21 protein-coding genes are annotated in these 26,789 nt (G+C 68.2%); 14 read left to right on the top strand and 7 right to left on the bottom strand.

The features are described 5' to 3' along the window. Nucleotides 1-89: 89 nt before the first annotated feature. The 5 genes from THESUDRAFT_RS07545 to THESUDRAFT_RS07525 form a co-directional block, all read right to left on the bottom strand. Nucleotides 90-803 (bottom strand): ABC transporter ATP-binding protein, encoded by a 714-nt coding sequence (locus THESUDRAFT_RS07545; RefSeq protein WP_006904176.1) that lies wholly within the window; start codon nucleotides 801-803, stop codon nucleotides 90-92. Beyond that, the gene (locus THESUDRAFT_RS07540) at nucleotides 803-1,570 is read right to left on the bottom strand and encodes an ABC transporter ATP-binding protein (RefSeq protein WP_006904175.1); all 768 of its coding nucleotides are present in this window, start codon (nucleotides 1,568-1,570) and stop codon (nucleotides 803-805) included. Before THESUDRAFT_RS07540 ends, THESUDRAFT_RS07545 begins: the two co-directional genes overlap by 1 nt. After that, a complete protein-coding gene (locus THESUDRAFT_RS07535) occupies nucleotides 1,570-2,610 on the bottom strand; it encodes a branched-chain amino acid ABC transporter permease (protein ID WP_006904174.1) in 1,041 nt (346 codons plus the stop codon). The genes THESUDRAFT_RS07540 and THESUDRAFT_RS07535 overlap by 1 nt, the downstream gene beginning before the upstream one ends. 18 nt (nucleotides 2,611-2,628) lie before the next feature. After that, the gene (locus THESUDRAFT_RS07530) at nucleotides 2,629-3,507 is read right to left on the bottom strand and encodes a branched-chain amino acid ABC transporter permease (protein ID WP_006904173.1); all 879 of its coding nucleotides are present in this window, start codon (nucleotides 3,505-3,507) and stop codon (nucleotides 2,629-2,631) included. Nucleotides 3,508-3,904: 397 nt separating this feature from the next. After that, the gene (locus tag THESUDRAFT_RS07525; protein ID WP_006904172.1) at nucleotides 3,905-5,107 is read right to left on the bottom strand and encodes an ABC transporter substrate-binding protein; all 1,203 of its coding nucleotides are present in this window, start codon (nucleotides 5,105-5,107) and stop codon (nucleotides 3,905-3,907) included. A 347-nt stretch (nucleotides 5,108-5,454) separates the two neighbouring features. Between THESUDRAFT_RS07525 and hutU the strand changes: the two genes are divergently transcribed. After that, the gene (hutU, locus tag THESUDRAFT_RS07520; protein WP_006904171.1) at nucleotides 5,455-7,140 is read left to right on the top strand and encodes a urocanate hydratase; all 1,686 of its coding nucleotides are present in this window, start codon (nucleotides 5,455-5,457) and stop codon (nucleotides 7,138-7,140) included. Nucleotides 7,141-7,506: 366 nt separating this feature from the next. Further along, complete coding sequence (locus THESUDRAFT_RS13920) at nucleotides 7,507-9,147, top strand: imidazolonepropionase (RefSeq protein ID WP_051009263.1); 1,641 nt, start codon at nucleotides 7,507-7,509, stop codon at nucleotides 9,145-9,147. 44 nt (nucleotides 9,148-9,191) lie between these two features. On the opposite strand, the gene THESUDRAFT_RS07505 is transcribed toward THESUDRAFT_RS13920, so the two are convergent. Both THESUDRAFT_RS07505 and THESUDRAFT_RS07500 read right to left on the bottom strand, forming a co-directional pair. Continuing rightward, on the bottom strand, nucleotides 9,192-9,668 hold the full coding sequence (locus tag THESUDRAFT_RS07505; protein WP_006904169.1) for a type II toxin-antitoxin system VapC family toxin: 477 nt from the start codon (nucleotides 9,666-9,668) through the stop codon (nucleotides 9,192-9,194). Nucleotides 9,669-9,671: 3 nt separating this feature from the next. Next, on the bottom strand, nucleotides 9,672-9,971 hold the full coding sequence (locus THESUDRAFT_RS07500) for an AbrB/MazE/SpoVT family DNA-binding domain-containing protein (protein ID WP_242823280.1): 300 nt from the start codon (nucleotides 9,969-9,971) through the stop codon (nucleotides 9,672-9,674). 160 nt (nucleotides 9,972-10,131) lie between these two features. Between THESUDRAFT_RS07500 and THESUDRAFT_RS12340 the strand changes: the two genes are divergently transcribed. From THESUDRAFT_RS12340 to THESUDRAFT_RS07430, 12 genes are all read left to right on the top strand, one after another. Continuing rightward, the gene (locus THESUDRAFT_RS12340; RefSeq protein WP_006904167.1) at nucleotides 10,132-11,433 is read left to right on the top strand and encodes an arginase family protein; all 1,302 of its coding nucleotides are present in this window, start codon (nucleotides 10,132-10,134) and stop codon (nucleotides 11,431-11,433) included. Between the two features lie 128 nt (nucleotides 11,434-11,561). Then, entirely contained in the window at nucleotides 11,562-12,329 is a 768-nt protein-coding gene (locus THESUDRAFT_RS07490) for an SIR2 family NAD-dependent protein deacylase (protein ID WP_242823279.1), read from the top strand. A gap of 72 nt (nucleotides 12,330-12,401) precedes the next feature. Then, nucleotides 12,402-12,908, top strand: a complete 507-nt coding sequence (locus tag THESUDRAFT_RS07485) for a DinB family protein (RefSeq protein ID WP_006904165.1) — start codon at nucleotides 12,402-12,404, stop codon at nucleotides 12,906-12,908. Nucleotides 12,909-13,331: 423 nt separating this feature from the next. Next, nucleotides 13,332-16,979, top strand: a complete 3,648-nt coding sequence (locus tag THESUDRAFT_RS15040; protein ID WP_156821758.1) for an S-layer homology domain-containing protein — start codon at nucleotides 13,332-13,334, stop codon at nucleotides 16,977-16,979. Between the two features lie 406 nt (nucleotides 16,980-17,385). Further along, the gene (locus tag THESUDRAFT_RS07465) at nucleotides 17,386-18,420 is read left to right on the top strand and encodes a type IV pilus twitching motility protein PilT (RefSeq protein ID WP_006904163.1); all 1,035 of its coding nucleotides are present in this window, start codon (nucleotides 17,386-17,388) and stop codon (nucleotides 18,418-18,420) included. A gap of 113 nt (nucleotides 18,421-18,533) precedes the next feature. Next, a complete protein-coding gene (locus THESUDRAFT_RS07460; RefSeq protein ID WP_006904162.1) occupies nucleotides 18,534-19,457 on the top strand; it encodes a prepilin peptidase in 924 nt (307 codons plus the stop codon). A gap of 197 nt (nucleotides 19,458-19,654) precedes the next feature. Next, nucleotides 19,655-21,964: an ATPase, T2SS/T4P/T4SS family gene (locus THESUDRAFT_RS07455; RefSeq protein ID WP_006904161.1), complete on the top strand. Its 2,310-nt coding sequence runs from the start codon at nucleotides 19,655-19,657 to the stop codon at nucleotides 21,962-21,964. A gap of 230 nt (nucleotides 21,965-22,194) precedes the next feature. Further along, nucleotides 22,195-23,421: a type II secretion system F family protein gene (locus THESUDRAFT_RS07450; protein WP_006904160.1), complete on the top strand. Its 1,227-nt coding sequence runs from the start codon at nucleotides 22,195-22,197 to the stop codon at nucleotides 23,419-23,421. A 177-nt stretch (nucleotides 23,422-23,598) separates the two neighbouring features. Then, nucleotides 23,599-24,054, top strand: a complete 456-nt coding sequence (locus tag THESUDRAFT_RS07445) for a type IV pilin protein (protein ID WP_006904159.1) — start codon at nucleotides 23,599-23,601, stop codon at nucleotides 24,052-24,054. Between the two features lie 56 nt (nucleotides 24,055-24,110). Further along, nucleotides 24,111-24,566, top strand: coding sequence for a prepilin-type N-terminal cleavage/methylation domain-containing protein (locus THESUDRAFT_RS07440; RefSeq protein WP_006904158.1), 456 nt, complete (start codon nucleotides 24,111-24,113; stop codon nucleotides 24,564-24,566). A gap of 77 nt (nucleotides 24,567-24,643) precedes the next feature. Then, a complete protein-coding gene (locus THESUDRAFT_RS07435) occupies nucleotides 24,644-25,258 on the top strand; it encodes a type IV pilus modification PilV family protein (RefSeq protein ID WP_242823277.1) in 615 nt (204 codons plus the stop codon). A 100-nt stretch (nucleotides 25,259-25,358) separates the two neighbouring features. After that, nucleotides 25,359-26,675, top strand: a complete 1,317-nt coding sequence (locus THESUDRAFT_RS07430) for a hypothetical protein (protein WP_006904156.1) — start codon at nucleotides 25,359-25,361, stop codon at nucleotides 26,673-26,675. Nucleotides 26,676-26,789: the final 114 nt, after the last annotated feature.

Here is a 26,789-nt window from a genome sequence, read left to right as displayed (position 1 = left end):
ATGCAGCGTTATTCACACGGGCTGCTAGGCCACGTCTTCATGCCTTCGTGTAATGTACGAGCCGGGGTAGGGGCGAGGTCATATAACGCCTACCCCGCCTTGCCGCCCAGGTACGCCGCCCGGATCGCCTCGCTCTGGCGAAGTTCGTCCGCCGGTCCGGCCAGCACGATGCGGCCCGTCTCCAGCACGTAGGCGCGGTGGGCGATGGACAGGGCCATGTGGGCGTTCTGCTCGACCAGCAGGATCGTGGTACCCTGGCTGTTGATCTCCCGGATCACGTCGAAGATGGTCCGCACCAGCAGGGGTGCCAGGCCCAGGGAGGGCTCGTCCAGCAGCAGGAGGCGGGGCCGGGCCATGAGGGCGCGGCCGATGGCCAGCATCTGCTGCTCGCCGCCGGAGAGGGTCCCGGCGACCTGGTGAAGCCGCTCCTTGAGCCGGGGGAACAGGTCGAAGACCCGCTCCAGGTCCCGGGCCTGCTCGGCCCGGTCCCGGCGCAGGAAGGCGCCCAGTTCCAGGTTCTCCTGGACCGTGAGGTTGGCGAAGATGCGGCGGCCCTCGGGCACGTGGGAGATGCCCAGGCGGACGATGTCTTCGGGCAGTTGCCGCAAGAGGGAGCGGCCCTGGAAGGTGATGTCCCCCCGGCGGGCGGGCGCCAGCCCGGAGATGGCCCGCAGCAGGGTGGTCTTGCCGGCCCCGTTGGCCCCGATCAGCGTCACGATCTCGCCCTCGTTGACGGAGAGGGAGATGCCCTTGAGCGCGTGGATGGGGCCGTAATAGACGTGCAGGTCGCGGACTTCCAGCATCACGATGCCTCCTCCCCCAGGTAGGCCTCGATCACCCGAGGGTTGCGGCGGATCTCCGCCGGGGTCCCGGTGGCGATGAGCACGCCGTGGTCGAGGACGTAGATCCGCTCGCAGATGCCCATCACCACCGACATGTCGTGCTCGATCAGAAGCACCGTCAGGTCGAAGTCCCGCCGCACGGCGGCGATCAGCTCCATGAGCTGGCGGGACTCCTGGGGGTTCATGCCGGCGGCCGGTTCGTCCAGGAGGAGGAGCCGGGGCTTGAGGGCCAGGGCCCGGGCGATCTCCAGGCGCCGCTGCAGGCCGTAGGGCAGGTTGCGGGCCAGCTCGTCCTTGTGGGCCAGGAGGTCCAGGCGGCCGAGCAGCTCCAGGCTCTCCTCGGCCATGCGGCTCTCTTCGGCAAAGAAGCGGGGCAGCCGCAGGATGGAGTCCAGCGGCGTGTGGCGGGTGTTGACCTGGTAGGCCACCCGCACGTTGTCGAAGACCGTCAGGCTGGGGAACAGCCGGATGTTCTGGAAGGTCCGGGCGATGCCCAGCCGGGCCAGAACGTGGGGCTTGAGCCCGTTGATCCGCCGGCCAGCGTAGGTGATGGTCCCTTCGGTGGGCGTGTAGACGCCCGTCAGCAGGTTGAACACGGTGGTCTTGCCCGCCCCGTTGGGGCCGATCAGGCCCACCAGCTCGCCGGGTTCGACCGCTAGATCGAGCCCGTCCACGGCCTTGAGGCCGCCGAAGCGGATTCCTACCTTCTCCATCTGCAGCAGCGGCATCAGCGGGCACCTCCTTGGCCGGGGGTCGAACCGGTCCCGATCCCGGTCCCCAGCCCGACCCCGGCCCCCGCAGCGGCCTCCGCCGCGGTTTCCTCCGTGGCTCCGTCGTCCTCGCTGCGGAACCCGGGGAAGAACCCGGTAATGGACCGGGTCCCCCAAAGCCCCTGGGGCCGGAACAGCATGACCAGGATCAGCACCAGGCTGTAGAGGATCATCCGCACCTCGGGGTACGCCTGCAGGCCGATGGAGACCAGGGTGAGGAAGGTGGCCGCCAGGATCGCGCCGGGCAGGCTGCCGATGCCGCCCAGGACCACGAACACCAGGATCTCGAAGGACTTGAGAAACCCGAAGTTGCTCGGCTGGATGACGTAGAAGTTGTGGGCGTGCAGCCCCCCTGCCAGCCCGGCGAAGAAGGCGCTCAGGGCAAAGGCCATGACCTTGTAGGTCGTGGTGTTGACGCCCATGGCGGCGGCGGCGATCTCGTCTTCCCGCAGGGCCAGGGTGGCCCGGCCGTGGGCGGAGCGGGTGAAGTGCACGGTGACCAGGATGGCGGCCACCACGCTGACGTACAGGGCGGTCCAGCTGGTCAGGTGGGAGACCCGCATGCCCGCGGCGCCCCCCACGTACTCCACGTTGAGCAAGATGATGCGGACGATCTCGGCAAAGCCCAGGGTGACGATGGCCAGATAGTCGCCCCGCAGCCGCAGGGACGGGATGCCGACCACCAGGCCCACCAGCAGGGCGGCCAGGGCCCCCGCCAGCAGGGCCACGGCGAAGGGCATGTCCAGCTTCTGGGTCAGCACCGCCGACGTGTAGGCCCCCACGGCCAGAAAGCCCGCGTGGCCGATGGAGAACTGCCCTGCCAGGCCCAGCACGATGTGCAGGCTGACGGCCGCCAGCACATTGATGCCGATGTTCATCAACACGTTCTCGTAGAACCGGTCCAGGATGCGGGCCGTGAGCAGGAACTGCACCACGGCGTAGATCAGGATCAGGCCGGCCGCCACGGCAGCCGCCCGCCGGGGTTGGGGTTTGACCATGCTGCCCCTCCTTGCCGCTCAGACCTTTTCCGTGGTGTGCCGCCCGAAGAGGCCCTCCGGCCGGAACAGCAGGATGAGGATCAGGATGAGGAACGCGGCGGCGTCACGGAACAGGGAGAGGCCGGCTGCGCTGACCAGGGTTTCGACCATGCCGATGACCAGGCCCCCCACCATGGCCCCCGGGATGGAGCCGATGCCGCCTACCACGGCGGCCACGAAGGCCTTGAGTCCCGGCAGCACCCCCATCAGGGGGTCGATGCGGGTGTAGTAGAGCCCATAGACCACCCCCGCCGCACCACCCAGCGCCGAGCCGATGGCGAAAGTGATGGAGATGGTGCGGTTCACCGGGATGCCCATGAGCCGGGCCGCCTCCAGGTCGAAGCTGACCGCCCGCATCGCCTTGCCGGTGCGGGTCTTCTGCACGATGAACTGGAGGATGGCCATCAGCGCCACGGACACGGCCAGGATCACCAGGGCGTCCAGGTTGATGCCCGCGCCCAGGATCTCCAGCCGCCGGTTGGGGAAGAGGCTGGGATAAGCCTCCGACTGGGCCCCCCGCAGGTAGATCGTAGTGTACTGGATGAACAGGGAGACGCCGATGGCGGTGGTCAGGGCCGCCAGCCGGGGAAAGTTGCGCAGCCGCCGGTAGGCCACCCGCTCGATGGTGACCCCCAGCAGGGCCGAGACCCCCATGGCCAGGAGCAGGGCGGGAATGAAACCGAGCCCCCAGGCGGTGAGGGCGTAGTACCCGGTGAAGGCCCCGATCATGAAGACCTCCCCGTGGGCGAAGTTGATGAGCTTGATGATGCCGTAGACCATGGTGTAGCCCAGGGCGATCAGGGCGTAGATGGTGCCCACGGAAAGGCCGATCAAAAGCTGCTGGAGCCAGATGTCCATGGCTGTGGTATCCCCTTGTGGTGGCCGGTGCCGGTAGGCTGTCCCGCGTGCCAGGGCCAGCCGGCGGCGCGTGCCGGAGCCCTGCGGCGGCGCGGGCCGGAGCCGCCCCGGCGGCCGGCTTCAGGCCTTGGGAGGCCGGCTCTAACGGCGAGCGGTCGCGATCGGAGTTTCGGAGTCGCCGGCGGCGCCTCAGCCAGCGCCAGCCGCGGCAGGAGGGCAGAACCCCCTCCTGCCGCGGGACCGGCTCTGATCGGGCTGTTCTTCAACGCTCGCCGGGTGGTAACTTGGCGGTGTCTTGGTTACGGTCTTGACGCCCCGGGCCCGGGTCGCTGAGCGGGCTTGGCAGCCGGGTGATCCGTGCGGCTCGCGCCGGGCCGCCCGCGCTGACGGCCGGGCTTTACGGGTTCACCTTGGTCCGGAAGACCTGCTGGCCGTCCTTGAACTCGATGACCACGGCGGCCTTGACCGGGTTGTGCTGCTCGTTGATCGAGATGGTGCCCGTGACCAGCTGGACGTCCTTCGACTGCTCCAGGGCGTCCTTGATGGCCACCGGGTCGGACGAACCGGCCCGCTTGATGGCGTCCGCCAGGAGCATCACGGCATCGTAGCCCAGGGCGGCGAAGCCGTCGGGCACCTTGTTGTACTCGGCCTGGAAGGCCTTGATGAACTCCTGGATCTTGGGGTCGGGGTCGCCGGCGGAGTAGTGGTTGGTGAAGAAGGTGTTGTTCAAGTTCTCCGCACCGGCCAGTTCGACCATCTTGGGCGAATCCCAACCGTCGCCGCCCATCATCGGGATGGTGAGACCCGCGTCTTCCCGGGCCTGCTTGACGATCAGGCCGACCTCCTCATAGTAGCCGGGGATGAACAGGAAGTCGGGGTTGGCCGCCTTGATCCGGGTGAGCTGGGCCTTGAAGTCGGTGTCGTCCTTGACGTAGGACTCTTCCGCCACGATCTGGCCGCCGCCGGCGGTGAACGCCTCCTTGAAGGCCGCAGCCAGGCCCTTGGCGTAGTCGCTGGACGAATCGGCGAAGATGGCCGCCCGCTGGGCGCCGAGTTCTTCCAGCGCGAACTTGGCCGCCACCTGGCCCTGGAACGGGTCGATGAAGCACACGCGGAAGATGAATTCGTGGGTCTCACCGGTCTCCGGATCGACGGTCACGAGGGGGCTGGTGGCCGTGGGCGCGATGACGGGGATCTGGTTCTCGTTGGCCAGGTCGACCATGGCCAGGGTGTTGCCCGAGGTGGCGGCGCCGATGATGGCGACCACCTGGTCCTGGGTCATCAGCTTGAGGGCGGCGTTGGTCGACTCCGCGGCGTCGGACTTGTTGTCCGCCTTGACGAACTCGATCTTCCGACCGTCCAGCAGCCCGCCTTCCTCGTTGATCTTGGCGGCCGCCAGCTCCGCACCCTGGGCGAAGGACTGGCCGTAGGAGGCCACATCGCCGGAGAGCTCGGCGTTGATGCCCACCTTGATGACCCCGCCGTCACCGTCCCCGGTGCCGGAGCCGGCGCCCGAGCCGGTGCCGGCGGGCCCACAGGCAGACAGCGACAGGCCGAGAATCAGAAGAAGAGAGGCAAAAACTGATTTGGAACGAAACACGGCCATACCTCCTCTTTCGATACTGGCTGAATGCGCCAGGTAGCTCCTATTCTAACGCCTTGTTTGGGGATGTCCAGGTAGTTTTCTGCCCTTGTGTAGAAGAATTCGTACGGGGTTGGAAAAGAGGGATCGGTTGACAATTGAGATTCGATACCAGATTGGAGCGGGATAGGCGTTGCCCGGGCGGTTGACGCCCCCGCCCCGTGGGGCTGGATCGGGAAGGCCGTGGGGAACGCTCGTTGTGAATACTTGTTTACGAAGGAAGTGCCGGTGTGCCTTGCGAAGCCACAGCCCGTGGACGGATCTACAGGCCGGAGCCCGGCCGAGCCCCCTGGGGAGGTGCCGCCATGTCCGCCGTCCGCACGGTCCGTGCCCCCCGCGGCACGACGCTGTCCTGCCGGGGCTGGCAGCAAGAGGCCGCCCTGCGAATGCTGATGAACAACCTCGACCCCGAGGTGGCGGAAAACCCGGACCAGCTCATCGTCTACGGTGGAACCGGCAAGGCCGCCCGCAACTGGGAGGCCTTCGAGCGGATCGTGGAAACCCTCAAGGTCCTGCGGGACGATGAGACCTTGCTGGTGCAGTCGGGCAAGCCGGTGGCGGTCTTCGAAACCCACGAGAAGGCGCCCCGGGTGCTGATCGCCAACTCGCTGCTGGTGCCCAAGTGGGCCACCTGGGAGCACTTCTGGGAGCTGGAGGGCAAGGGGCTCATCATGTTCGGCCAGATGACCGCCGGCTCGTGGATCTACATCGGCTCCCAGGGCATCATCCAGGGCACCTACGAGACCCTGGCCGCCGTGGCCCGCCAGCACTTCGGCGGCTCCCTGGAGGGCCGGGTCGTCCTGACCGGGGGCCTGGGCGGCATGGGCGGGGCCCAGCCGCTGGCCATCACCATGAACGGCGGCGTGGGGCTGATCATCGAGGTCGACGAGCGGCGCATCCGCCGCCGGGTCGAGATGGGCTACTGCGACCGCTGGACGGCGGACCTGGACGAGGCCCTGGCCTGGGTGGAGGAGGCCCGCCGCAGGAAGGAGCCGCTGTCCGTGGCCCTGCTGGGCAACTGCGCCGAGGTGGAACCGGAGCTGGTCCGCCGCGGGTGGATCCCCGACGTGGTGACCGACCAGACCTCCGCCCACGACCCGCTGGGAGGCTACGTTCCGGCGGGGCTGACCGTGGCCGAGGCGGAGCGGCTGCGTTCGTCCGACCCGGAGGAGTACGTGCGCCGGTCCATGGCCAGCATGGCGGCCCACTGCGAGGCCATGGTGGCGTTCCAGAAGGCGGGGGCCGTGGTCTTCGACTACGGGAACAACCTGCGGGGCCAGGCGAAGGCGGCCGGGTTCGCCGAGGCCTTCAGCTACCCCGGGTTCGTCCCCGCTTACATCCGGCCCCTGTTTGAAGAGGGCAAGGGTCCCTTCCGCTGGGTCGCCCTTTCCGGCGATCCCGAGGACATCTACAAGACCGACCGGGTGATCCTGGAGGAGTTCGGCCGGGAGAACGAGGGCCTGGCGCGGTGGCTGCGGCTGGCAGGGGAGAAGATCCCCTTCCAGGGGCTCCCGGCGCGGATCTGCTGGCTGGGCTACGGCGAGCGGGACCGGGCGGGGCTCCTGTTCAACCACATGGTGAAGAAGGGGGAGCTCAAGGCGCCCATCGTGATCGGCCGCGACCATCTGGACGCGGGGTCCGTCGCCTCGCCCTACCGGGAGACCGAGGGGATGAAGGACGGCTCCGATGCCATCGCCGACTGGCCGATCCTGAACGCCCTGCTGAACACGGCGGCGGGGGCCTCCTGGGTGTCCGTCCACCACGGCGGCGGGGTGGGCATCGGCTACTCCATCCACGCCGGGCAGGTGGTGGTGGCCGACGGCAGCGAGAACGCCGAGTGGCGCCTGGCCCACGTGCTGCGGACGGACCCGGGGATGGGCGTGGTGCGGCACGCCGACGCGGGTTACGAGCGGGCCCAGCACGTGGCCCGGGAGCGGGGCATCAAGATGCCGGCGCTGGGGATCGGCATGGAGAATCGGAACCACGGATGAAGGGAGCGGGCTTGGCGTTCTTGCGGGGCCAGCCGCCGGGCGACAAGCGACGGGCCGTTCATGGTTCACGGTTCGGTTGATCGGACCGTTGATGGCGAACACGTGTTCCGTTAGGATGGCTTTGCCGGCTCATCGTACCTACCAGGAGTGCGCTTGGGCATGCGCCTGGCATGCGACCAGGGCTGCGCCGCGGCATCCGACCAGGCCTGGGTCCCGGCATGCGACCAGGCCTGGGCCCCGGCTGGGCAGCGGCGACCCGTCCGGGTGGTGCGTTCGCTGGTCGAAGCGCCTGCGGTTCTGCTCTTGCCGCCCGGCCGCACCGGGAACGCCTCACAAAGGAACGTTGGCCACAAAGGAGCGATGGTCGTGCGACAACCCCGCGAACCCGTCGATCTCTTGGTCGGCCCGGCGGCCCAGGTGGCCACGCCGGTGGGAACGGGCTGCCCGCCGGCCGGACCCGAGCAGGGTCGCCTGCAGGTGATCCCGGAGGGCGCCGTGGCCGTCCGGGACGGGCGGATCGTGGCCGTGGGGCCTTACGCCGACCTGGCGCGGCGATTCGACCCGGCCGAGGTGCTGGACGCATCGGGCTGCACCGTGTTGCCGGGGTTCGTCGACCCCCACACCCACCTCTGCTTTGCCGGCTGGCGGGCGGAGGAGTTCGAGCGGCGCCTGGCCGGGGCCAGCTACCAAGAGATCCTGGCGGCGGGGGGCGGCATCCTCGACACGGTGCGAAAGACCCGGACCGCGTCGGAGGTCGAGCTCGCCGTCGCCCTGCGCCGGCGGCTCCTCGAGGTGCTTCGGATGGGCACGACGACCGTGGAAGTCAAGAGCGGCTACGGCCTGACCACCGCCGACGAGCTGAAGATGCTGCGGGCCATCCGCCGGGCCGCCGATCCGGCCGACGACCTGGACGGCACCTGGCCCCTGGGGGGCGGGGCAGGCGAGCCTGCTCATGGCCCGCGGCTCCGAACGAACCGGCCCGGCGCCACAGGAAGCGGGGGGCCGGGTAGGGGCAGCGACGTTCACGCCGGCGACGGCGCGGCTGGCGCTGGATTCACTGGTGGCGGAACTGCTGGTCGCGGGGCAGCTGCCGGCACGGCCGGTGCGGCCGCAACCTGGACCGCTGCCGGTCCGGGCCATGCCCGACCGACTACCGGCACCCCCCGGGCACGTGCGGCTGCCGGATCTGCCGCCCCCGTAGCCGCTCCTGCCGCTGGACCCGTGGCCGCCGGACCGGCTGCCGCCCGGGTGCCCGGCACCGGCTGCGCCGGGGGGCTGGTTCTTCCCGAGGTGGTGGCCACCTTCCTGGGGGCCCACGCGGTGCCCCCGGAGTACCGGGGCCGTCCGGACGAGTACGTCGACCGGATCGTGGAGGAGATGCTGCCCGCGGTGGCGCGGGAAGGCCTGGCCGAGTATGCCGACGTCTTCTGCGAGCAGGGCGTGTTCGACCTGGAACAGACCCGGCGGATCGTGGAGGCGGCCCGGCGGCTGGGCTTCCGCATCCGCCTCCACGTGGATGAGCTCACCCCCTTGGGCGGAGCGGGGCTTGCGGCCGAAGTGGGGGCGGTATCGGCGGACCACCTGCTCCACGTGCGGGACGAGGACATCCCCCGGCTGCGGGAGGCGGGCACCATCGCCACCCTGCTGCCGGGTACGGCTTTCTTTTTGCGGGAGCCGTACGCCCCCGCCCGCAAGCTCATCGAGGCGGGCGTTCCCGTCGCCCTGGCCACGGACTACAATCCGGGCAGCCACCCGGCCGGCAGCATGCCTCTGGTGATGGCCATCGCCTGCGTGGGGATGGGGATGACCCCTGCCGAGGCCCTGGTGGCATCGACCCTGGGCGGCGCCTGGGCGGTGGAACGGGCCCGGCGCCTGGGAAGCCTGGAGCCCGGGAAGCAGGCCGACCTGGTGGTGATCGAGGCGTCGTCGTACCAGCACCTGGCCTACCGGCTGGGGACGGTGCCGGTGGTGGCGGTGGTCAAGGCGGGGCGGGTGGTGGGGGTGTAGTGGCAGGGACGGGCCGGATGCCAAGGCGGGGTGGAAGTAGGCCCCTACCCACCGATCAATTCTCGCAGGAGGACGGACTTTTGCCCCATCGCCTCGTGCAGCCGCCGATCGTTGGTCAACAGGTGCACTTCGTCCTCCTGCGTACGGCAGGCGAGATAGGCGTCGGGGAACGGCTCCTCGCCGGAGGCCTGGCGCCCCAGGGCGACCACGATGCACTCCCGTTCCTCGCACTCAAGCTCTCGGGCTTGCACCAGTGCGAGAACGACTTGTGCAGCCTCCTGAGCCTGAAGCCCGAAGACTTCGGAGTACTGCAAGACGTTCAGCGTCTCCTGGATGACCACAGGGGTCAGGACGAACCGGTCCCCGGCGGCAAGCCGGTCTGCAATGAATTGATCAAGGGCAGTGTAAAGAGCACGCAGGTGGGCTTCTGCCTCGGACCCGCGTCGGCGCGCCTTCTCAAGCTGATCTTGGCGGGTGAGGAGATATAGCACGATGTTGGTATCAAGCAACCAAGTCGCCATGACCTATGAGGACGGCTCCTGCGGGCCCGTCGAAGACAACTTCACTCGGGCACGGTCGTGGCCGGCTCCCCGCCGGCCCTCCTCGATGGCCCGGCGCACGACGCCGTCATCCAGCAGCCGCTGCGCGCGGACGAGTTGGCCGACGTCGAGGAGGGTGGTGCGCCTGGGAAGCGCACGAAGACGCACTTCCCGGTCGTCCACGATTTCGAGGAGGACGTGGTCGCCTTTGGCGATGCCCAGCCGATCCCGGACCATCTTCGGCAGGGTAATCTGTCCCTTCGGGAGGACTTTGACGAGGGCCACCCGAGAGCCACCTCCTGGCTTCATGGTACCCTCCTCCTTCTCGAGTTGTCGAGTCCTACGACTCACAGGCAGTAGGAGACTATGCTTAGCGTGTTACCACCATACGCTACGCAGCCCGGCGGTAGCGGGGTGAGGGCAAGCAGAGGAGGGGGGAGCGGCGGTGCAGGTGCCGCAGCAGCCAAGGGCCGGAATGCCCTTCACCGGCATTGCCACCTTTGCCCGGGCGCCCTACGTGCCCCCCGAGGCGCTGCAAGCCGGCCAGGTCGATTTTGCCGTCATCGGAGTCCCCTTCGACGCGGCCGTAGGCTTCCGCCCGGGCCAGCGGCTGGCGCCCCGGGCCATCCGCGATCTTTCCACCCGTTACGCCCTCCCCTGGGGGCCGGACAACCCCGGCTACTGGGACATCCAGGACGACCGCTGGTATCTTGAGGGCTGCCGGTTGGTCGACCTGGGTGACGCCGATCCGCTCTACACCGACCTGGAGCACCTGGACCGCAGCGTCGCCGCCCTGGTGGGGGCTGCCCTGCGGGCCGGCGCCGTGCCGGTGGTGCTGGGGGGTGACCATTCCATCACCTATCCTGTGTTGCGGGCGTACGGCGAGCTGCTGCAGGCTTCGGCCGGTCCGGGGTCGGCGGCGCGGTACGGGGATGAAGGGGGCGGCCTGGGGAGCAGCCAAGGGAACGGCGGGGGACGGCTGCACATCCTCCAGATTGATGCTCACCTGGATTTCTCCGCCGATGTGGCCGGGTTCCTCCGGTCCAACTCGAGCCCCTTCCGCCGGGCGGCCGAACTGCCGTACGTGGGGACCATCACCGTCATCGGCGTCCGCGGCATCCGCACGAGCCCCGAGGCCTACGCGGCCGCCGCCCGGCGGGGCAACCGCATCGTGACCATGGGGGAGTGGCGGGCGGCGTGGGCCCGGCGAGCGGCCATCCCCGCGGGGGTGGGGCCGAGCGGTGGGCCGCACCCGGGTACCGCGGCGGACTCTGGCGCCGGGGCGAGGGTGGGCGGAGCGACAGGCTCTGGCGCCGGGGCCGGCCCGGCCGGAGGGACAGGGTCACACGGCCGGACCAGCCCGGGCGGAGGGGAGCCGGCCGGCAGCCGGCTGGGTCGGCCACCCGCACCAGGCGACGACGCGAACCCGCTGGTGCCCTTCCTGGCGGCCATTCCCCCCGGCGAGCCGCTCTACATCAGCCTGGACATCGACGGCCTGGATCCGGCGGTCGCCCCGGGCACGTCAAGCCCCGAACCGGGCGGCTTGACCTATGAAGAGGTCCGCGAGATCCTGCGCCTAGCGGCGAGCCGCGCCCGGGTGGTGGGCATCGACATCGTGGAGGTCAACCCGTACCTGGACCCTGGGGGCATGACGGCTCTCCTGGCGGCTCGCCTGGCCATCGAAGCCATGGCGTTCAGCCATGGTGCGCTGGCGTCACCGGGGTCCTGGGTTTTCCCCCACGGGTGACCAGGCCGGGGTCGAGCCGCCCGGACGGGATCCCGGACGGGGGTAGGGGGCGTGCGGTGGGAGGCGGTGGGCGGATGGACCAGGACCACGGGGCGTCCGTCGGGTCTGGGCATAGCGGAGGGCAGGCCGTGGCTTCTTCCGGTGACATCCAGCGCCTGGCGACCCTCGTCCGGAGGGCGCGCTACATGGTGGCCTTCACCGGCGCCGGGGCCAGCACCGAATCGGGCCTGCCCGACTTCCGCTCTTCGCAGGGCCTGTGGCGGCGGGTGCCCCAGCACATGGCCAGCCTGGCGTTCATGGAACGCCACTTCGACGAGTTTGTCGCCTTTTACCGCCAGCGGATCGAGGCGCTGAAGGGGGTGCAACCCAGCCGGGTCCACCGGATTCTGGCCCGCTGGGAGGCGGCCGGATGGCTGAAGGCGGTGATCACCCAGAACGTCGACGGCCTCCACCAGCAGGCGGGATCGCGCCGGGTGCTGCCGCTGCACGGTGACCTGCGGACCTGCCGCTGCCAGCGCTGCGGACGAACCCAGCCCTCGGAGGCCTTCCTCAGCCGGCCCTATTGCGATTGCGGGGGCCGCCTGCGGCCGAATGTGGTGCTGTTTGGCGAGTCCCTGCCTGCCGCGGTGTGGCAGCAGTCCCACCAGGAGGCCCTTCGCTGCGACTTGATGCTGGTGGTGGGTTCGTCCCTTGAGGTTTATCCCGCCGCGTCCCTTCCCGAGCTGGTGGTACGCCGGGCGGCCGCCGGCGAGGCTGTGCTGGCCATCGTCAACCGCGACCCGACGCCCCTGGATGAGCAGGCGGGACTCGTCCTCCGCGGAGTGGCCGGGGACATTCTGGAACAGGTCGACCAGGAACTGGCCCGCCTGGGATCGAACGGTGACCCGGTCGAGTGACGCAGACCCCGTGGCGGGGGCCAGTGACGGGGTTGAACCGGAACGGGGCCGAACCGGAAGGGAGGGAAGGGCGTGACGGAAGAAGGGCAGGACGACCGCCGGCACCACGTTCCTCTGCTGGATCCCGCGGGTTTGCTTGACATCCTGGAGAGCAATCGCCGCCTCACCCTGCGGGTGATCCAGGCCTTCCCCGACGACGCCCTCTTCAGTTACAAGCCCGTGGAGGTCCTGCGCCCCTTCGGCGAGATGGTGCAGGAGATCCTCAACATCGAGGACGATTACGTGCGCGGCATCGCCCTGGGCGAGTGGTCTTTCGGCAAGGTGGCGGACAATGCCCGTACCAAGGCCGAACTTCTAGCGGTTTGCGAGCAGGTCCGCGCCCGCACGAGGGAACTGTGGCCCCGGATCACGACCGGGCGCCTGTTGCAGGTCGAACCGGATCCCTTCTTCGGAGGACCGCCGCAGAGCCACTTCGAGCGGCTGGTGTACGCCCTGGAGAACGAGATCCACCACCGCGGGCAGGGGTACGTGTATTTGCGGGAGCTGGGCATTGAGCCGCCGCTGTTTTATGAGCGCTAAAGGCGGACGACCAGCCAGGGTACGTACCAGGATGTGTTTATTACTACGGACGGAGCCGGGTTGCCAACCTGTTGTTACAGGTTGCCTGGCTCCGTCGCTTTTGAGACCTGACCGGTCGGCTCCTACCTGAAGGGCACGAGGCGCGTGATGCCGATCCTGATCCAGCGCCTGGCTCGTTCGGCGGCAGGAAAGACAAGGGGGCACTCGATGTATCATGGCGGTCGACAGTCCTCGACCGCAGAGTAAAAGACTGACATAACGAGACAATTCGTCCAATCCATTTAAAAATATTTTCAGATCAAGCCATCAACTATCAGTATTGGCTGAAGGAGGTTATCGAACCCCGTGGAATAATGTCCCCCGAAATCCACCCAGGGAGGGGGACCAGGCAAGGTGCTCACGTTGCGCACCAGGATGGGGATCATGTCGGTCATCTCCATCCTCGTCGTGGCACTCAATGTGGCCATTCCCATGGCCTTCGCCGAGGAGGTGGCCCCGCCGACCAACCTCCTCGTTCGCGTCGTCGATGCGGACGGGCAAGGGCGACCCGAGGTTCCTGTACGCCTTGGTGAGGGCTGGGTGAATCCAGGAACAACAGCCCAGGCTGTGCAAGAGGCCACTACAAATGACGAAGGGCTGGTCGTCTTTGAGAATATCGCAGGCGACGCGTATTGGGTTGCGGCCACGGATACAAATCTCGGTTTGACAGCTGGGAAAAACGTCTGGTTGGATTTAGATGAAGGCAACGAGGTTGTATTGGTCCTCGATAGCGCCAAGAAGGCTGGTATTGAAGGCGAAATTGACGGTAGCGCGACTTTAACCGTTTCGGATGGATCCTATTGGTGGAGCACAAATGATATCAGTAGTTATTCCATTGAGTTACAAACATTGGCGGAGAATCGTGTTTACGAATATAGGGTCGAATATGGGACAACGATATACACAAGGATTATTGGTCTTCACGACCAGGACATTGTCGCTATGCCGACCGTGTACGCAAAAGAAGGAGTGGCGGGATGTAGCGACATTAACGCCACCGTGGCAATTCCCAGTGGCTTCAAAAGCTCCGGTGTTGTGGTCGAGTTATGGCCCGTCAATACCTCATCCGCATCGCCATGCCATAACCTTGCAGCATCGGGAGACGACGGGATCTTAGATGCTGGAACATGGTCCGGTTCGGTCGACCCATCCAGTCATCGTGTCGTGCTCAACGGCCTGGCTCCGGGCATGTACGCCGCGATAGTTCGAACCCAGGACTCTGAGAGCCCTTGGTGGAGCGACGTCCTGACGGATGGAGTGAATCTGGCGGAAGGGCAGAACGAGGTGAGCCTTGAGGTTCCCCAGCCGGCCACCGTCAAGGGTGTCGCGATGATCGCCGGTCAACCGGCTGTGGAGCGACAGATATATGTCCTGGAAAGGTTCGATCGCTTTGGGATCGGGGTTTCTTATGCACAGACTGACGATAACGGCGCCTTTGAGATGACTGTGCCGCAAGGAAACCTCGAAATTTGCATTCAGGCCGCAGGGTGCCAGTCGCTCACGGTCACAGGGGATCAGGCCGGCCAAGTCGTAGACTTGGGAGAGGTCGATCTCACTGGCGAAGAAGGACGGCAGCCTCTGCCGCCTGGGGATCGCAGCCTGACCGTTGATGTAAAGGACGGTCTCGGGAAGCCGGTCGGCGGCGCCGGGGTCTTGGTGGAATATTGGCTCCCTGACGAAGAGCGGTGGATCGTGGCGGAGGAGGCGACGACTGGTGACCATGGGCGCGCCATTTTCAACGATCTGCCGCAAGGACGTTACTGGATAAGCGTGGATCAAGACGGAGACTGGGCCAATGGCCTTGGGTTCGAACAAGAACTCTGGATCGATGAAGACGAACAAGTGGAAGTTGTAGTGGATGAGAACATTCCTGAAGGCAAAGACGGTGTGCAGGGTGAGATTGGCCTTGGTTTCGCGGAATATTCCGGCAGTATCCTCTTTACCCCTCTTGATGAAAGTGCTGATGGCTTGATTCGTCGATGGTGGTTCGCAGTGGACTACGCCACAGAACCCGCCCTCTATTCTGTCCTCCTTCCGGAAGGAAGGTACGACGTTGAGTTCTTATACTACCGGGATGATCAAGGATGGATACAATCGATTGGCGGCCAGCTGGATGTGGACGGAACCGTTACCTTGCCGGAGCTATACCCATGGGATGACCAATGTCTAACGACTAGCGGTCAGGTGACCGGGGCACAACCCTGGTCGGATCCCCCTGTATCTAACGTGTGGATGGCTGACTGGGTCCGCATGGAGTTCGTGCGGGGCTTGGAGGGCGACGGCGGTCAGGAAACGCCGTGTGATTGGATCGTAGATACCTTGGATGAGCCGTATTGGCAAGCGCCGGTATGGTACCCAGGAGACGTGGGTGAATGGCGACTCAATGGGCTTCCGCGTGGCCGCTACATGGTGTTCACCGATCCCTACAAGCTGCTGGATGATGGGGACTACATCTCCTACACCTACTTTGATTACCTTGACCTGATGGATCCTGTTGAGGGCTTCGATCTGGAGCTAAGGGAGCCGGCCCGGGTCACAGGGCGTGTCGTGCAAGAGGATGGGGCGCCGGTGCAAGGCGCTGGAGTCGAAATATGGCCCGACATTGATGAACCATGGGTGCGGACCCAGACGACATATACGGATGAGGAAGGGCAGTTCACCCTCTACACCATGCCGGGCTCCTTCTACCTCCAGTTGGAGGATGAAACGCCCCTCGGTGAGGTATTCTCCGTTGGCTGGGGCGACGACGTGGACTTGGGCAACCTCACGCGGGCGGTGACCGACACCGAGCCTGAACCGGAACCTGAACCGAGTCCTACGCCCCAACCGGGACCTGGTCCCCAACCGTCGCCGGCCCCGGCCCCGGCCCCGGCACCGGCGCCCGGAACGGGTTCGGACGAGGTTACGCTGCTCGAGCCGGATCGTGTCGCCGAGGTGATTGACACCCCGGGGACCGAAGTTTCCTTCGAGATCCCGGCGGACCAGCCGGTGGTGATCCCCTCGAACGTAGTCGAATTGTTGGCTTCTTCCGGCAAGGAGGCCGTCCGGTTCGACTACGGTGCGGTTGAGGTCAACCTGCCTGTGGCCAATCTGGACCGCGGCCAGCTGGCCGAGCTGAATCCGTACCTCGCCGCTATAGCCGGCAATGCCAATGCCCAGATCCGGTTTACGGTGAAGGAGACCGAACCGGCCCGTCTGCCTGCGGGATTTGCCGCAGCCGGCGGTCTGTACGAGATTAAACTTGAAGTGGCGGTACCCGACAGTGAACCGGTAGCGGTCAGCAAGCTGCCCGAACCGGTGACGATCACCGTTCCGATTACCTGGACGGGCGACCCCGTCGTCGTTGGGCTCTGGTATCAGAAGGACGATGGTTCGCTGGTTCCGGTGCCCTCGTGGCCGTCGGGTGAACAGGGCTTGACCGCTGCGCTCAGGCATTTCAGCCGCTACGTGGTTGCGGCTCGACAGTCGTCCTTTACCGACGTCAAGGGGCACTGGGCCCGTCGGAACATCGAAGCAGCGTATGCCCATGGCATCATCAACGGGTTTGACGCGTCCACCTTCGGGCCCGACCGAGCCGTGAACCGGATCCAATTCGTCGCCATGTTGACAAGGGCTCTGGGTCTTGAGCCAGACGCCCAGGCTGCGCAGCGGTTCAAGGACCTCAGCCCTGCTTGGGAAGGGGTCGCGGGCGCGGCGTACAAGGCGGGCATCGTGCGTGGCGTCTCCGCGTCCCAGTTCGAACCGAATCGCCAGATGAGCCGCCTCGAGCTCGCGGTGATGATCGGGCGAGCCCTGAAGACCCACGGATTCAGCTTGAGTGAGGCGGAAGTTGCCGAGATCCTGTCGCGGTTCAAGGACGGCTCTGCGGTGCCGATGTGGGCCCGCGAGGCAGTGGCCACGGCCGTAAAGGCGGGGGTCGTTCGGGGCGTGCGGCGTGACGAGCTGGTGCTGGATCGCACCGCGACCCGCGCCGAAACAGCCTCCATCGTCGTCCGCTTCCTCGAGGCGTGGCTTCGTGAAGATCAACAATGACGGCGCGAGGGCCGTCGCATCGCAAGGGTGAGGTGAACAAGAGGTGAACAAGTTAACAGGCCAACGATGAGAGGCGGGCCGAGGTCATGCATTGCGGGCGAGGGCTAACCCCTCGCCCGCAACCCGTTTAGGTTGGCCCAGTCTGGCCAAGGTCGCCAGCCACCCGGCGATCGCCATGGAAGGGGGGTCTCCAAGAGCTGGCGCGATGCCATTCGCGATCGTCCCAACACCGGCCATCTCGCTGGCTACATCTTGGTTTCGACAGGAATCCCCCTGCCGGCCGCCGAATATTTGGCGCCAGCGTCTTTCATCTGCTGCTTACATCACGGTAGAACGTCACGGCGGATGGCCGGTAGGGCGCCGGTTCGACCCGGACCCCACCCGCTCGCACCTGGAGGTAGAAGACGTGGACGCACCCGAGCTGGCCCTGTGGCTCCGCACCGCCGCCGAGTACGGCGCCTCGGACCTTCACCTGACGGTGGAATCGCCCCCCGTCGTGCGGGTCAACGGGGAGCTGACGGACCTGCAGGGGCCGCGGCTGCGCCCGGAGGAGATCGAGGCGCTGGTTCGTCCCATCCTGGATGAGGGGCTGCGGCAGCGGCTGGAGCGGGACGGCCAGGTCGACTTCGCCTACAGCCTGCCCGGCGTGGGCCGGTTTCGGGCCAACGTCTACCGGCAGCGGGGGAGCCTGGCCGCGGCCTTCCGCTTAATCCCCATGACCGTCCCCGATCTGGACGAACTCGGCCTTCCGCCGGCCGTGGCCGGCCTCTGCGAGCTGTCCCAGGGGCTGGTGCTGGTCACCGGGCCCACGGGCAGCGGGAAGTCGACCACCCTGGCGGCCATGGTCGACCGGATCAACCGCACCCGCCGGGTCCACATCGTGACGCTGGAAGACCCCATCGAGTACCTGCACCGCCACCGCCTGAGCCTGGTCAACCAGCGGGAGGTGGGGCTCGACGTGCCCACCTTCGCCACCGGGCTGCGGGCGGCGCTGCGGGAAGACCCCGACGTCATCATGGTCGGGGAGATGCGGGACCTGGAGACCATCGCCACCGCCCTGACGGCCGCGGAGACGGGGCACCTGGTGCTGGCCACGCTGCACACCCCCAACGCCCCCCAGGCCGTCGACCGGATCATCGACGTCTTCCCCGCGGAGCAGCAGAACCAGGTGCGGGTCCAGCTGGCCGGGGTGCTGGAAGGGGTGATCGCCCAGCGGCTGGTCCCGGCCGCCGACGGGCGGGGCCGGTTGGTCGTGGCGGAGTTGCTGGTGGGGACCGCGGCGGTGCGGAACCTGATCCGGGAGGGCAAGACGGCCCAGCTGGTGGCGGTGATGGAGACCTCCCGCCAGTACGGCATGGTCACCCTGCGGGAGAGTGCGGGCCAGTTGCTCTCCCGGGGGCTGGTGACCCGGGAGGCGCTGCTGCGGGTGGGGGTGCGGTAGGCCTCCCCACGCCGCCGTCGGGCCGCGGCGGCGCGGGCCAGGCCGTGGCCCGGGGGACGGGTGCCAGGGGCGCCAATCCGGGACGCAGGTGGGCTAGAGGGGGAGGGCAAGCGGTGGGGCCGGCCGTCACGGTCCTGGCCGGGGTCGTCGGCCTGGCGGTGGGCAGCTTCCTCAACACCTTCATCGACCGGTGGCCGCGGGAAGAACCGGTCACCTTTCCGCCTTCCCGCTGCGAGCACTGCGGCCGGCGCCTCCGCCCCCTGGAGATGGTGCCGGTGGCCAGCTGGATCGTGCTGCGGGGCCGGTGCCGGACCTGCGGCGGCGCCATCGGCTGGCAGGCGCCCCTGGTGGAGTCGGTCACGGGATTGCTCTTCGCTGCCGTCGCCGCAGCGGCCGGGACCCCGGCGCAACTGTTGCTGGGCCTTGGGTTTGTCGCGGTGCTGGTCGCCGTCACCGGGGTCGACTTGCGCTGCCAGCTGATCCCCAACGTGGCCTTGCTGGCGGGGCTGGGCTGGGCGGCCCTGGTGGTCCTGGCCCTGGTGGTGCCCGGGCCGTGGGCGGGGTGGCTGGCCGCGCCGGTGGCGCCGGCCTCCCTTGAGGGGCCTGGTCCTGGAGCCTTTGCCGTCCCGAGTGCGGACGAACCGGCTCCTGCCTCCGCGGCCACGCCCTCGGCGCCTTTCATCCGCCCGCCGGCCGTGGCACCGGGATGGGCGCCCTGGGCCCGCGCCCTCGGAGCGGCGGCCGTCGGCGGACTCATCTTCCAAATTTTGCGGTGGGGTTCCCGCGGCGGCCTGGGCTTCGGCGACGTCAAGCTGGCCGCCTGGCTCGGGTTCTACCTGGGGCCGCGGGCCCTGCCGGTGGCCCTGTTCACCGCGGCGATCCTGGGCGGACTGGTGGCGGGCGTTCTCCTGCTCACCGGGTGCCGGGGCCGCCGGGACGTGATCCCTTTCGGCCCCTTCCTGGCGGCCGGGGGGCTGGTGGGCTGGTTCTTTGGGGAGGGGCTGTGGCAGGCGTACCTGGGGCTTGGGACCGGGTAGGCGCCGCCATGGTCACGGGTTGAAGACCCGCCCCGCAGGCAGCAGTGCCAAGCGATGATGTGAGGCACCCCGGGTTGCGAGGGGGGCGCGGCCCGGGCCCGGACGGGACGACCGGCTCGAGACGAACAGGGACCGGCAGGCCCGAGGCGGCCCCGGCACGGGGTAGGCCTTTGACGGTGGGGAGTGGGGGGAGGACCATGGCCCGATGGCTGTTCCGCGGCCAGCTGGGCGACTACCTGGTGGAGCGGGGTTGGATCACCCCGGACCAGCTGCAGGCCGCCCTCGAGGAGCAGCGCCGGACGGGCCGGCGGCTGGGGCAGATCCTGCTCCGCCACGGCTGGATCACCCGGGCCCAGCTCCAGGAAGCGCTGGCCGCCCAGCTGGCGGTGCGGGTGTGGGATCTTCGCCGCAACCCGCCGGACCCGGCGGTGGCCCGCCGCGTGCCGGACTGGGTCGCCCGGCGGTATCAGGTTCTTCCGGTCGACGACGACGGCCGCCGCCTGGTGGTGGCCATGGCCGATCCCACGGACCTGGAGGCCCTGGACCAGGTCCGCCTGGTGACGGGGCGCGACGTGGAGCCGGTCCTGGCCGACGAGGACGAGATCAAGGCGGCGGTGGGGCGGATCTTCGGCCTGCTGGAGGTGGCGGAACGGGCCCTGAGGGCGACGCGGGGTGACGTGGGTGAGCGGCCACCCCGGGGCGAACCGGCCTGGGACGAACCGGCTTCCCCAGCAGGCTGCGAAGGCGAGGGACCCGGGGGTGCCGCCGGCGAGGCTGGCGGCGAGGGGTTCCGTGGCGTGGGGGCCCGAGGCGAGATCGTCGCAGCTCCGTCCGGCACGGCATCCGGTGAGGCGAACCGGTACCGGGACAAACCGGGCGCCGACCCGGCGGCCTGGGCAAGCGGCGGGGTGGCCAGGGAACCAAGCGGGATGGACTCGGATGGTGGGGCGCCGCACGATGCCCGCGGCGCCGCCACCGGACACGGCCTGGGTACGGCCCCGGCGACAGGCGTGCCCGGTCGCGTTGGGTCGGCCGGATCTTCCGGAGTGGCGGGTAGTGGCGCTGCCATGCGCTGGGCTGGCTTTCCGGGTTCTGCGGGAGCCAGCCCACGGGACCGCCGGGGCGATGGGGACCGGACCGGCGGGCCGGGCCAGGGGCCGGTTCGTCCCGAGCAAGTGGTGGCCACGGAAGCCCAGGCGCCCGTGGTCGAGTTCGTGCAGAACCTGCTGGAGCAGGCGGTGCGGCAGAAGGCGTCGGACGTCCACCTCGAGCCGGGCGACGGCACCTTCACCATCCGTTTCCGCATCGACGGCACGTTGCACGTGGCGATGCGCCCGCCGGCAGCGCTGCACGCCGCGGTGACCACGCGGATCAAGGTCCTGGCGGGCATGGACATCGCCGAGCGGCGTCTGCCGCAGGACGGCCGGTTCCGCATCGTGGTCGAGGGGCGCGAGTTCGACTGCCGGTGCTCCACGATGCCAACCGTCCACGGGGAGAAGGTGGTGATCCGCCTGCTGGACCGGGCCATGGGCGGGGCACGCCTGGACGCCCTGGGGCTACCCGATGGGATGGTCGAGCAGCTGCGGGAGCTGGTGCGCCGGCCCTACGGGCTCCTGCTGGTGACAGGACCGACGGGGAGCGGCAAGTCGACCACCCTGGCGGCGCTCTTGCGGGAGATCGACCGCACCCGGCTCAACGTCCTGACCATCGAGGATCCCGTTGAGTACGAGATTCCTGGGGCCAGCCAGAGCCAGGTGAACCCCCGCGCGGGCCTGACCTTCGAGGTGGCCCTGCGCCACTTCCTCCGCCAGGACCCCGACGTGATCATGGTGGGAGAGATCCGCGACCGGGAGACGGCCGACACGGCCGTGCGGGCGGCCCTGACGGGGCACCTGATCCTGAGCACCCTGCACACCAACGACGCCCCGTCCAGCGTGACCCGCCTGGTGGACATGGGCATCGAACCCTTCCTGTTGGGGTCGTCCCTGCTGGCGGTGCTGGCCCAGCGGCTGGTGCGGGTGCTGTGCCCCCACTGCCGGCAGCCCTATGAGCCCGGAGAGGGGGTGCGGGCGGTGTTCGCAGGGGCGGGGGTGGCGTTACCCGAGAGCGGCCTCCTCTACCGGCCCGGCGGCTGTCCGGAGTGCCGGGGTGGGTACGCCGGCCGCCAGGCCGTGGCCGAGCTCATGGTGATGAACCCGGAGCTGCGGGAACTGGTGACGCGCGGGGCGACGGCGGCGGAACTGGGCCGGCGGGCGGCGGCGGCCGGCATGCGCACGCTGCGTCAGGCAGGGCTGGAGCTGGTCCTGGCCGGTGTGACGTCGGTGGAGGAAGTCCTACGGGTCACGGAGACGCCGGGGTGGGAGAAGGCCGTATCCTCGGCAGCGCAAGCCGGTGCGGTGTCCCAAGTCGCCGCGGCGTCCTGGGACGCTGGGATGTCGCCGGCGGGAGCGGCGTCCCAGGCCGCGCAGTCGTCCCGGGCCGTCCCGGGGCGGTTGCCCGGCGAGTGACGGTGCCGTGAATCGGCTGCCGCCGGTGGCGTAAGGGGGAATCTCCCTCACGGAGATGCCGCCTCGGATTTCAGCGGCCATCGGCAGGCGCAGCCCCGTGGACGGGCTGCGCGGGGCCGCCCGTGGGGCGGCTGCTCCGGGGCTCCTCCAGGATGGCTGTATTGGGGCTGGCCGCCCCGCCCGCCAGCGGGGGGCGAACCGCCTGGGATCGAAAGGAGGACTGGTCGGCTATGGGCTTTTACTACGTGGCGCGCCATGGCGCCAGCGGCCGCAAGGTTCAGGGCCGCATCGAGGCCGACTCGGTGTCCCAGGTGCTTGGCCTGCTCCACGCCTCGGGATACATCCCGCTGGTCATCCGCCGCGAGAGCCGCTGGCGGGATGCCGACGTGCGGGATCTGCTGGGGCTGAACCGCACGGGCCTGGCCACCCGCGACCGGGCCGTGTTCTTCCGCCAGCTGGCGACCATGATCCGGGCCGGTCTTCCTCTGAGCGCGTGCATGGAGTCGCTGGTCGAACAGGGCCGGGGACGGCTGCGGCAGGTGGCGGCCGGGATCCTGCGGGACGTTCAGTCCGGGCGGTTGCTCCACGAGGCCATGGCCCATGCCCGCGGGGCCTTCGACGACGTCCACGTTGCCATGGTGCGGGCGGCGGAGCTGTCCGGGCGCCTGGACGAGGTCCTGGCCCGGCTGGCGGCCGACGAGGATCGTCGCCTGAAGGTCGAGGGCAAGGTCCGCTCGGCCCTGGCCTACCCGGCGTTCGTGCTGCTGGTGGCCGCGGCGGTGGTGGCCGTGATGGTGACGTTCATCGTTCCTACCTTCGTGGGCATCTTCCAGCAGTTCAACGTGCCCTTGCCGTGGCCCACCCGCTTTTGGGTCACGGTGATGAACCGGCCCGCCGCGGCATATCTCGCCGTACTGGTTCTGGGGGCCCTGGTCGCCGCGGCCTGGCTGTGGGCCCGCAGTCCCGCCGGCCGGGCGCGGGTCGACGGCTGGATCCTGCGGGCGCCCGTGGTCGGGCCGGTGGCCAGGGCGCTGGTGGTGGCCCGCGTGACCCGCGGGTTGGCCTCCATGGTACGCAGCGGCTTTCCGCTGCTCGAGGCACTTGACGCGGCGGGCCGGCTGGCCGGGAACCAGGTTTTTCGCGTCGCCCTGGAGGAAACGCGAAAGGGGGTGGAACGGGGTGCCAGCCTGTCGGCCGCCCTCCGGGTGTCCGGAATCTTCCCGGCCCTGGTGGTCGACCTGGTGGCCATCGGCGAGCGGAGCGGCGCTTTGGACGAGTTGCTGGACCGGGCCGCCGCGCTGGCCGAGGAGGAGACCGACAACCGACTGGCCGCCCTTACGTCGCTGCTGGAACCGGTGCTGGTGGTCCTCATGGGGGGCGTGGTGGGGTTCATTGCCCTGTCCGTCTTCCTGCCAATGTTCACGCTTATGTCGAGCGTTACGCAAGTGGGCTGGTAAAAAGTTTTCGTTATGGGGTCCCTCCGCCTTCAGGACGGAAGGAACCCGATTCGTCGCGGCGAATCCCCGTTCCGCACATCGGCCCGTTCTGCCGGGCGGCGGGTCCAGTGGGTGCAGATACCCGCCCGTACGGCCGGGGCGACGGGCCCGGGGGAGACCGTTGGGGGAGGGAGGAGCATGAAGGGGATGAGCCGGCCGGGTGCAGGCCGGGATGCCGGTAGCCGGCAGGAGTGCCGGACTCGGCGACAGCGGGGCTTCACGTTGATCGAGCTGGGTGTGGTGTTGGCGGTTCTGGCCATCCTCGTGGCCATAGCGGTGCCCACGTACCTGCGGATGGTCGCTCGAGCCCGGGAAGCCGAGGCTCAACAGGCGTGGAGCATGGTCAGGGCGGAGTTATGGAGTTACTTCCTACAAAACGGCGAGTTCCCTCAGCCATCCGGGACGTGGCCGAGCGGCATCGACCAGCCCACACCGCCCAACTGGGACTTTACGGCCCGAGGGGGCGGAACGCAGATCACCGTTGTCGCACAGCCTACAGATCTGAATAGCGGTGGCGAGACGCTCTGTTGGACGCTGGATCAGGACGGGCAAGTGTCGACGAATCGCGGTGACGCCTGTAATCCCCCTTCATGATTCACCAGCACCCATCGCAGCACGGTGATCGGTAGGGCAGAAAGGGGGCGGTACCCGTGTTTCGTCGATGGCGCGGCTGGCACACGAGTCCGCCCCCCGGATTTCAGGCTTCCCAGCGGGGCATGGCCTTGATCGAGGTCCTGGTCGCCCTGCTTCTCCTCACGGTTGTCGCCACGGCCTTTTTGGCGGCGATGGCGGGATTTCGCCAGGGGTCGGTCCGGTCCGACCTGCTCCAAGGAGCGGTAACCTGCGCCTCCTACGTGGTGGAACGGGTACGCGGCGGGCTCACCCCGATTCCAGACCAGCCGGTGGACGGGAATTGTGACGCCGTAGGATGGCCCAACCTCAGTTACCGCCTCGTGGCAATGCCGGGCGGTGGCGGTGAAGGGTCGGCCGACCCCAACAGCACGTGGCGGGCCATCTCGGTTACCGTTTTCCCGTCGAGCAAGCACGGCATTGCAAGTGCGGCGATCTACGAACTGACCACGTCGGCCTCCGTCACTCTGCATTGAGGTCCGAGCTCCAAGCCGGTCCCGGAGTCTGGACGACGGAACCGCCACCAACCGTGGCGTGGTAGGGGCGATGAGCCGTGGGCGAACCGAGACGGCGTCTCGAGCGCGGTTTTCTCATGGTCGAAGTGGCTGTCGCCATCGCCATCGCCGGTGTGATCGCCACCGGCGTCGTCGCCTTGCTCATCTGGGCGGCTACAGTGGAAACCCGTACCAGCGCCGCCTCGGATTACGTGGCGGCTTCCCATCTGGGAGCCGACACCCTGGCCCGCCTGATACGCCAGGCCGGTGGGGCGGGACAGGCTGCCATTGGCGGAGGCAACGGAAGTTCGCTGGTCCTGTGCGGGGTTCGGGAAACCACCCGCACGTGGCGGGGCCGGGTTCAGGTGGACGGGGCCGGGAGGCTGGTCGTCGTCCCGCTGGCGGCACCGGCGCCGCCGGATTGCCAGGGATCGGACCTCCCAGGCGCCCGGGTGCTGGTTTCCCAGGTGCGGATTGCCACCGTGCAATTTCAGTATCACACTGCCCAGGGAGCGGCACCTGCGTCCGGATGCAATGGAAACGGCCTGCCGCCGTGCGCCGAAGTGGTGGCCGTAGAGTTCACCCTGACCCCGGCGCCGCCCACGGGGCCGCACCAGGGTGTTCTGCGGATCGTGCCGCACCCGGTGTCGCGCCTGGTCACGCTCCGCAACTGATGGCAAGGGTGCCAGCGGGCAGCAGTGGCCGTGGAAAGGGGGAGCGGGGGTGGCGTGGCGCAGAAGGCGAGCGGTGCGCGGTCAGGAGGGTCAGGCCCTCGTGGTGGCAGCCATCGCGCTGGTCGTCCTGAGCCTGATCGCGTCCGTCAACATGGTCCTGTGGGCGAGACAGACCGCCTTTGCCACCCAGCGGGCCCACCGCCAGACGGCTCTTTACGCGGCGGAGGCGGGTATTGCCGAAGGCTTGGATCAGCTGTTGAAGGGTAACCAGGCTTTCTTGTCCGGCCAGCCCGTTACAGGGCAGTTAGGCAGGGGCGCATACCAGGTTACGCTGGCGTCCCGGGAGGTCGGCGGGCAGACAACCTACGTGCTGGAGAGCACGGGGTGGTCGCTGGGCCGACCTGGGGAACGCCGCACCGTTCGCCTCGCGGTCGGTTCGGCCTTCTTTCATCCAACGGTTGCCAGTCGGGACCTGAAGGTCGACAACTGCTTCGACTTCATCATTACGTTCTATTGTGCACCTGTAACGTTTTCCCCCGAAGCCGTTTATGGAAGAGAACTAAACGTCAGCCGGCGACAGCAACTAACGGGGGTTCGTCAGGGGGCGGTTCCCTTGCCCCGGCTGTCGTATGCCGCCGTCGCATCCCGGGTTCCCAATCCAGCGAATCCGATCAAGATGAGCGGTGCAGAGTGCCAAATGTCGGTATCCGGGTGGTACGACATCGGATCCAAACCCAAATGCCGATCCATCCACGTGACCGCTCCGTGGGTAGGGATCACCGGTGACGTCGACGTCAGCACGTTGAACGTCAGTCAGGGATCCGTTCTGGTCGTCGCAGGAAGCGTGAACGTGGACCAGCTTCGGTTCGTCAATGGCGGAAGTGGAACGGGCGACGGCATTGTGGTGGCGGGCAAGGGTATCGAACTGACCAGCGTGGACTTGGTCAACTGGAATTCAAACAGTGCCATGGCGCTTTACGCCCTGGACACGAACACGCCCGATTGCGCCCCGGTTCTACCGGGCTGTACCTACGACCAGCGGAAGCCTGATGCCGCCAACGATCCGTCCAACGACGTGCACATCACCGAATTCAGCCTGGTCGTGCGCGGGCCGACTTCGCGTACAATGTCCGTGTTCGCGGCGCCGTACCGGGTTCCCCCTCGAGATAACCCGACGCCGGACATCCGCCTTGCAATCGGTGGGGTGGTAGGGACGGTTGGGGAGACCTCCATTGAGGGCTCTCTGGTCTCTGCAGGGGACATTGAACTTGAAGGGCTCGGGTTGCTGAAGGCGCCATGGGAGATCACGACGGACCCGAGGTCGCTGCGGCCTCTCTTTCATCTGGGTGGCAACGTTCCCGGGTCCGGAGTGCTGGTGCTACTGGGCTGGACGGAGGAGGCGGGCGGAGGATCGTGACCCGGCTCGATGTAGGACGATCTGCGGGGCTCGGCGTGGATCTCGGGAGCACCGGAGTGCGCTGGGCGCGGTGGTCGCCTGAAGACGGAGTCCAGGGGGTGTCTCCCGGGAGCA

Origin of the sequence: Thermaerobacter subterraneus DSM 13965 (assembly GCF_000183545.2) — a bacterium.
Classification (GTDB): domain Bacteria; phylum Bacillota; class Sulfobacillia; order Thermaerobacterales; family Thermaerobacteraceae; genus Thermaerobacter; species Thermaerobacter subterraneus.
The sequence above is the reverse complement of the archived record's forward strand: the minus strand, read 5'-3'. Positions and strand labels throughout refer to the sequence as shown.

Bases quoted from the DNA above. Each gene is read 5' to 3' on its own strand.
- THESUDRAFT_RS07545 (WP_006904176.1), bottom strand. From the start codon at position 803: ATGCTGGAAGTCCGCGACCTGCACGTCTATTACGGCCCCATCCACGCG.
- THESUDRAFT_RS07540 (WP_006904175.1), bottom strand. From the start codon at position 1,570: ATGCCGCTGCTGCAGATGGAGAAGGTAGGAATCCGCTTCGGCGGCCTC.
- THESUDRAFT_RS07535 (WP_006904174.1), bottom strand. From the start codon at position 2,610: ATGGTCAAACCCCAACCCCGGCGGGCGGCTGCCGTGGCGGCCGGCCTG.
- THESUDRAFT_RS07530 (WP_006904173.1), bottom strand. From the start codon at position 3,507: ATGGACATCTGGCTCCAGCAGCTTTTGATCGGCCTTTCCGTGGGCACC.
- hutU (WP_006904171.1), top strand. From the start codon at position 5,455: ATGTCCGCCGTCCGCACGGTCCGTGCCCCCCGCGGCACGACGCTGTCC.
- THESUDRAFT_RS07505 (WP_006904169.1), bottom strand. From the start codon at position 9,668: ATGGCGACTTGGTTGCTTGATACCAACATCGTGCTATATCTCCTCACC.
- THESUDRAFT_RS15040 (WP_156821758.1), top strand. From the start codon at position 13,332: ATGTCGGTCATCTCCATCCTCGTCGTGGCACTCAATGTGGCCATTCCC.
- THESUDRAFT_RS07455 (WP_006904161.1), top strand. From the start codon at position 19,655: ATGGCCCGATGGCTGTTCCGCGGCCAGCTGGGCGACTACCTGGTGGAG.
- THESUDRAFT_RS07450 (WP_006904160.1), top strand. From the start codon at position 22,195: ATGGGCTTTTACTACGTGGCGCGCCATGGCGCCAGCGGCCGCAAGGTT.
- THESUDRAFT_RS07445 (WP_006904159.1), top strand. From the start codon at position 23,599: ATGAAGGGGATGAGCCGGCCGGGTGCAGGCCGGGATGCCGGTAGCCGG.